General features: G+C 52.8%; 5 protein-coding genes. 4 read left to right on the forward strand and 1 reads right to left on the reverse strand.

What is annotated here, in order from left to right; genetic code table 11:
* Positions 1 to 18: 18 nt before the first annotated feature.
* Positions 19 to 2,487, reverse strand: a complete 2,469-nt coding sequence (locus F7B33_RS02720; protein ID WP_297072960.1) for a plasma-membrane proton-efflux P-type ATPase — start codon at positions 2,485 to 2,487, stop codon at positions 19 to 21.
* Between the two features lie 206 nt (positions 2,488 to 2,693).
* Between F7B33_RS02720 and F7B33_RS02725 the strand changes: the two genes are divergently transcribed.
* The 4 genes from F7B33_RS02725 to fni form a co-directional block, all read left to right on the forward strand.
* On the forward strand, positions 2,694 to 3,698 hold the full coding sequence (locus F7B33_RS02725; protein WP_297062570.1) for a mevalonate kinase: 1,005 nt from the start codon (positions 2,694 to 2,696) through the stop codon (positions 3,696 to 3,698).
* Positions 3,695 to 4,492: an isopentenyl phosphate kinase gene (locus tag F7B33_RS02730; RefSeq protein ID WP_297072962.1), complete on the forward strand. Its 798-nt coding sequence runs from the start codon at positions 3,695 to 3,697 to the stop codon at positions 4,490 to 4,492. Before F7B33_RS02725 ends, F7B33_RS02730 begins: the two co-directional genes overlap by 4 nt.
* Before the next feature lie 46 nt (positions 4,493 to 4,538).
* Complete coding sequence (locus F7B33_RS02735; protein WP_297072964.1) at positions 4,539 to 5,276, forward strand: hypothetical protein; 738 nt, start codon at positions 4,539 to 4,541, stop codon at positions 5,274 to 5,276.
* Between the two features lie 32 nt (positions 5,277 to 5,308).
* The coding region (gene fni, locus F7B33_RS02740) for a type 2 isopentenyl-diphosphate Delta-isomerase (RefSeq protein ID WP_297072972.1) at positions 5,309 to 6,326 on the forward strand (1,018 nt) is incomplete at its 3' end.

A 6,326-nucleotide genomic window follows, 5' to 3' on the forward strand; every position in this document is an offset into this window, starting at 1 on the left:
AAGGAAAAGAAAGAGAACTCAGAAGGCCGCCTTGTGGCGCTGGTGTTCGACCTCCCAGCTGAAGAATCTGTATGCGGCCCTCTTTGTGATGTCCTCTATGAAGAACCAGACTATGCAGTACACCCATATGAAGGCTGCGTACTTCCATCCTATCGCGGCCACACCCCAGCCGTAGACTGCTATCAGCGTCGCTAGTATCTTTGTCCCCACAGCACTCCAGAAGAGCCACTTGCCGGGCATTATGCTCCAGAACGGCCCCCTCGTCCTCGTGACGAATATCGTCAGGTGTCCCGCAACCGCGAGCTTTAGGAATATCATGCTCTGTATTAGTGCGAGTCCAGTGGCTGTCCTGTAGGAGATGCCAAAGTAGTTTATAAGTATCCACATCAGCAGGAACGTCTCTATGACACCCATGCTTCCTATTATCGTCGAGACGGTGAGTATCTCCCGTATGTTCCATTTCTCGGGCCTGCGGTTTATCTTCACGTTGTCGTAAGCTATAGTGATTATCGGCAGGTCGTTGAGCAACGCTAGGAGAATTATCATTACAGCGGTTACGGGATAGAAGTTGTAGGCCAGTATGCTGAGGGTTATGAAGAAGAGAACCCTTATGGTCTCTGTTATGCGGTAGATGACATAGCTATACATTCTCTGGAATATCTTCCTAGCCTCGACTATGGCGTTCTTTATAACGCTTATCCCTGATGCTAGGAGCACTATGTCCGCGGCGGCTCTTGCCGCGTCCGTTGCGCCTGAAACCGCTATCCCAACGTCAGCCTGCTTGAGTGCAGGGGCATCGTTCACGCCGTCGCCTGTCATGGCAACTTTGTGGCCTGCCTCCTGGAGGGCCTTAACTATCTTGAACTTGTGCTCGGGATAAACCTGCGCGAATCCATCCGCTTCCTCGCAGAGCTTAATGAGCTCATGACCCTTAGCCCTGTCCAGTTCTTCGGCCGTGTGAATCCTCGTCCCAATACCGAGTATCTTCGCTATCTGCCTTGCTATCGCTATGTGGTCGCCGGTTATCATTTTAACCCTTATCCCGTTCCTCTGGAGGAACTTGACAGTGCTGGCGGAGTCGTCTCTCGGCGGGTCAAAGAGTGGTATCAGCCCGACGAACTTCCAGCCGTCGCCAAAATCCACTGCAACACCGAGGGTTCTGTAGCCTTCCCTCGCGAGTTCCTCTACCTTCTTCATAACCTCCTCCCTAAGCTTCTCGTCAGCTTTTACCATGTCGAGGATGACCTGTGGTGCACCTTTCGCCGTTCTGAATCTCTTTCCATTGCATTCAACCTCTGCCTCGGTGTGCTTTATTACAGGGTCAAATGGGACGAACTTCACCTGTTTGCAGGCCTTGAGCTGGTCCTTTTCCTTGACGGCCCTCAGGACGGCTAGGTCTATCGGGTCCTTGTTCTCCTCCTTGCTTGCCAGTGCCGCGTAGAATAGCATTTCATCGACGCTGAAGCCGTCCCACGCGATTGGATTGTTAACGGTCAGCTGGTTCTTGGTGAGGGTTCCCGTCTTGTCGGCGCAGAGTGTGTCCACGGCCGCGAGCTCTTCGATTGCCACGAGCTTCGTTACTATGGTCTGCCTCTTGGCAAGTTCATAGGCCCCTATGGCCATCGTGATGCTCAGCACAGCTGGCAACGCCGCGGGAATTGCCGCAACCGTGAGGACGAGGGCGAACCTGAGGAGCTCAATAACTGGTTTGCCCCTGTGCAACTCCACCAGGAACATTATGGAGACCATTATGAGGCTCAGGACTATGAGGTAGTTGCCTATGTTTATGACGAGCTTCTGATACTCGCTTGTCGTCTTTGCGGACTGAACGAGCTGAACAGTTCTTCCAAAGTACGTGTGAAGTCCCGTTGCGACAACGACTCCTGTCATCTCACCCCTCTTAACTATCGAGCCGCTGTAAACCATGTCCCCAACCTTTTTCGTTACCGGCACGCTTTCGCCTGTCAACACAGATTCATCAACCGTCAGAAAGTCACCCTCAATTAGCTTGACGTCCGCGGGGATTATGTCCCCCATTCTCAGCCGGATTATGTCCCCAGGGACGAGCTCCCTAGCTGGTATCGTCTTCCACTCCCCATCGCGCAGAACCCTTACCTCTAGGGTCAGTTTCTGTTTGAGGTACTCCATGATGTTCTCTGCCTTGTGCTCCTGCCAGAAGCCAACAACTGCGTTGATTATAAGAAGGCTGACTATTATCCCGAAGTCCTCCCAGTGGTGGACTATAGCCGAGAGAATCGCGGCGATTTCAATCATCCACGGTATGGGGCCCCAGAAGTAGGAGAGAAACTTTACGATTGGGCTCACCTTCTTCTCGGGAATCTCGTTGGGGCCGACCTCTCTGAGACGGCGCTTGGCCTCCTCCGTTGTCAAACCCCGTTTTGGGTCAACGTTCAGATACTTCAAGACTTCTTCAACGCTCATGTGCTTTGCCTTCTGGGCTATTCCCTGTAAGTCCCCTAAAGGCATGGTATCACCTCCTTTTAGTTTCCTCTGGTAATTATGTTAATATTTGTTACGATATTTTAAATATATTACTACTTATTTTATCAAAAAACATTACAAAGTGACGATAGTGTTTTATGAGTCGGTGCCAATAATCGATAATGTTTCATCATTTTTGACGGGAGTTAAGATTTATATCCCGGCCCGTCTAAACCACAGCGGTGGTGATAATGAGGGTTTTGGCTTCGGCCCCGGCTAAAATTATCCTCTTCGGCGAGCACAGCGTTGTTTATGGAAAGCCTGCCATCGCTGCCGCGATAAACCTGAGAACCTACGTTAAAGCCGAGTTCAATGACTCCGGAAGGATAAAGATAGAGGCCCACGACATAAAGACCCCGGGTTTAATAGTGTCCTTCTCCGAGAACGAGATTTACTTTGAAAGCGACTACGGAAAGGCCGCCGAGGTTCTCAGCTACGTCAGGCAGGCTATAGAGCTCGTGAAGGAGGAAGCGGACAAAAACGGGAGGGGCATAACGGTCTCGATAACCTCCCAGATACCGGTTGGAGCAGGTCTCGGCTCATCGGCGGCCGTTGCGGTTGCAACCATCGGAGCTGTTTCAAAGCTCCTTGGTCTGGAACTTACCAACGAGGAAGTTGGAAAGCTTGGCCACAGGGTTGAACTCCTCGTTCAGGGGGCATCGAGCGGTATAGACCCGACGGTTTCTGCTATAGGTGGCTTCATCCACTACGAGAAGGGTAACTTCGAGCACCTACCCTTTATGGAACTGCCGATAGTCGTCGGTTACACCGGCTCAAGTGGCTCGACCAAAGAGCTTGTTGCGATGGTCAGGAGGACCTACGAAGAAATTCCTGAAATAGTTGAGCCGATACTGGTCTCGATGGGCAAGGTGGTGGAGAAAGCTAGAGAAGTTCTCCTCTCGGATTTGGACGATGAAACGCGCTTCAAGACCCTTGGAAAGCTCATGAACGTAAACCACGGCCTCTTAGATGCCCTCGGGGTCTCGACGAAAAAGCTGAGCGAACTTGTCTATGCCGCAAGAACCGCCGGCGCTTTGGGAGCAAAAATAACCGGTGCCGGTGGCGGTGGATGTATGTATGCCCTGGCCCCTGAAAAGCAGGGCGAAGTGGCAACGGCAATAACGATAGCCGGCGGAACGCCGATGATAACCGAGATAAGCAGGGAAGGGCTTCGCATAGAGGAGGTGATACCGTGATAATAGTTAAGCTCGGCGGGAGCGTTTTCAGCGACAAGAAAGGAACACCCGAGAACTTCAGGGAGAAGGTTGTCCGCTCGATAGCGCGGGAAATCGGGGAGTTCTACCCCGATGAAGAGTTCATCGTCGTTCACGGCGGGGGAAGCTTCGGACATCCGGAGGCAAAGAAATACGGCATTAGGGAGGGTCTCCTCGGCCTTTCGGGTGAGTCCCTCTTCTGGCGCAAAAAGGGGTTCTCACTCACTCACCACGCAATGCTGAGGGCGAGCATGAAAATAGTGGAGGCCTTCATAGGGGAGGGTTTGCCTGCCGTTTCGGTCTCAAGCTCCTCTGTTTTCCTCATGGACTCGAACAAGGTAGCCTACGGTGACGTTGAGCCGGTTAGAAAGTTGATTGAAACGGGCTTTATACCAGTTCTCTTTGGGGACGTTGCAGTTGATTTGGCCAGGGGCGTTGACATACTCTCCGGTGACCAGATAGTTACCTACCTCACAAAGCTCTTCAGGCCGAGGAAGGTCGTTTTCCTGATGAGCGTTGATGGCATCTACGACGGAAAGCCCGGGGAAGGGACACTGCTCTTCGAGATTCCCGCTGAGAAAATCGACGACCTCATAAAGCGCCTCAAAAAGCTTTCTGGCCCAGACGGCGACGTCACGGGGGGAGTAATCAACAAGCTGAGGGAAGCAAAGGAGATAGCCCGCTTTTCCGAGGTCTGGTTCGTCAACGGCTTGATTCCGGGAAGGCTGAGCGGGGCCATCAAGGGGGACGGCTTCGGCACGAGGATTGTTCCCTGACTCGAAAACTTTTTATTTCTATTCAACATCCGTAATCCTGATAACCATGTCCCATAAAACCATTGCGCTCGCCCTACTCATCATGGTGACACTATGGGGCTTCCTGAAGGCATCTTCCAGCGGTTACCTCAGCGGTTTTGATGCGCATCCAAGCGACCTTAACCTGAGCGTAAGGGCCGAAAACAACACGCTCACCGTTGAGTGGACCCTTGAGGGCGGTGAAATAATCAGGGCAATCTCCAAGGGAAGGGACGCCGTGATTCTCGTCTATCCCGGCTGGGTGGAGACGGAAGACGGAGTGTGGTCGGTCATTGGGGATGCCTCCAACGTCTCGGTGGTTTTAAACGGGAGGAGAGTTAATTTTGCCGCTATTTATTACCCCTATGGGCTCATCGTCTCGAACGGGAGCAAAAACGCAACGATCAGAATCTTCGACGTCCCCTTCGACTTTTCCTCGGCGGTGGCATCCGGAAGGATTGTGCTTCGCTTTAGCACCTACTACACCTGCAACAACTTTACAGTTAATGTCATCTACTTCCACAGCACCGGGAGAGGGGAATACCATTCTCTCGTGCTCCCCCTATCGGTAAGCCTCGGCGAGGGATTTCCCAAGTTCTCCGACTTCAGGTCTGAGTTCAACTTTACCATTGGCTCCTCTGAGATGGGGAGATTCCTGGGCTCGGCCGTAAATGCCCACAACCTCGGCGACTGGGTTGAAGAGCCCGGGGGCTGGCTGGTCGTTAAACGGGTGAACGTCACGGTCTGTCCACCCAAAACCTCTTAACTTTTCATGCCTTCCCTTTCCCGGTGGTGTGGATGGAGGCCTTTGACAGGGAGGAACTCACCATCATCAGGAAGTTCGAGCACATAGAACACTGCCTTAAGAGGAACGTTCAAGCCCATGTGAGCAACGGTTTTGAGGACGTTCACTTCGTCCACATGAGCCTTCCAGAGATAGACAAGGATGAAATAGACCTGAGCGTCGAGTTTCTGGGCAGGCGCTTCGATTACCCAATCTTCATAGCCGGCATGACCGGTGGAACCAAGGGTTCCCAGCTGGCCGGAAGGATAAACAAAACCCTTGCCAAAGCCGCGCAAGAGCTTAACATACCGATGGGCGTTGGAAGTCAGAGGGCGATGATAAGGAAGCCGGAAACCTGGGAGAGTTACTACGTTAGGGACGTCGCTCCTGATGTGTTCCTCGTCGGCAACTTAGGTGCCCCCCAGTTCTCGGAAACGATACCGGAGCGCTACGGTATCGAGGAGGCCCTGAAGGCCGTCGAAACCATTCAGGCCGATGCTCTGGCGATACACATGAACCCTCTTCAGGAGAGCGTCCAGCCCGAGGGGGACACTCAATACAAGGGCGTTCTCAAAGCGTTGGCAGAGCTCAAGGCCGAGTTTCCATACCCAATAATAGCGAAGGAAACCGGTGCCGGAGTTTCCAAGGAAGTGGCGGTAAGGCTTGAGAGCATAGGGATTGATGCCATCGACGTTGGTGGTCTCGGTGGGACAAGCTGGAGCGCCGTGGAATACTACAGAGCAAAGGACGAGATTGGGAAGGACCTCGCCTTACGCTTCTGGGACTGGGGAATTAAAACGGCCATAAGCGTTGCTGAAGTTCGCTACTCGACGGAGTTGCCCATTATAGCCACCGGTGGAATGAGGGATGGAATAACCATGGCGAAGGCTTTAGCTATGGGTGCCACCTTCGCCGGAGTGGCGTTGCCTCTCTTAAAGCCTGCCGTGAAAGGCGACGTTGAAGGCGTCATAAAAATCCTCAGGAGGTACATTGAGGAGATAAGGAATGCGATGTTCCTCGTTGGGGCCAGGA

This window comes from Thermococcus sp. (assembly GCF_015523185.1).
GTDB lineage: Archaea > Methanobacteriota_B > Thermococci > Thermococcales > Thermococcaceae > Thermococcus.

Excerpts from the sequence above, each read along its gene's own strand:
- F7B33_RS02735 (WP_297072964.1), top strand. The coding sequence starts at position 4,539 with ATGTCCCATAAAACCATTGCGCTCGCCCTACTCATCATGGTGACACTA.
- F7B33_RS02720 (WP_297072960.1), bottom strand. The coding sequence starts at position 2,487 with ATGCCTTTAGGGGACTTACAGGGAATAGCCCAGAAGGCAAAGCACATG.
- F7B33_RS02725 (WP_297062570.1), top strand. The coding sequence starts at position 2,694 with ATGAGGGTTTTGGCTTCGGCCCCGGCTAAAATTATCCTCTTCGGCGAG.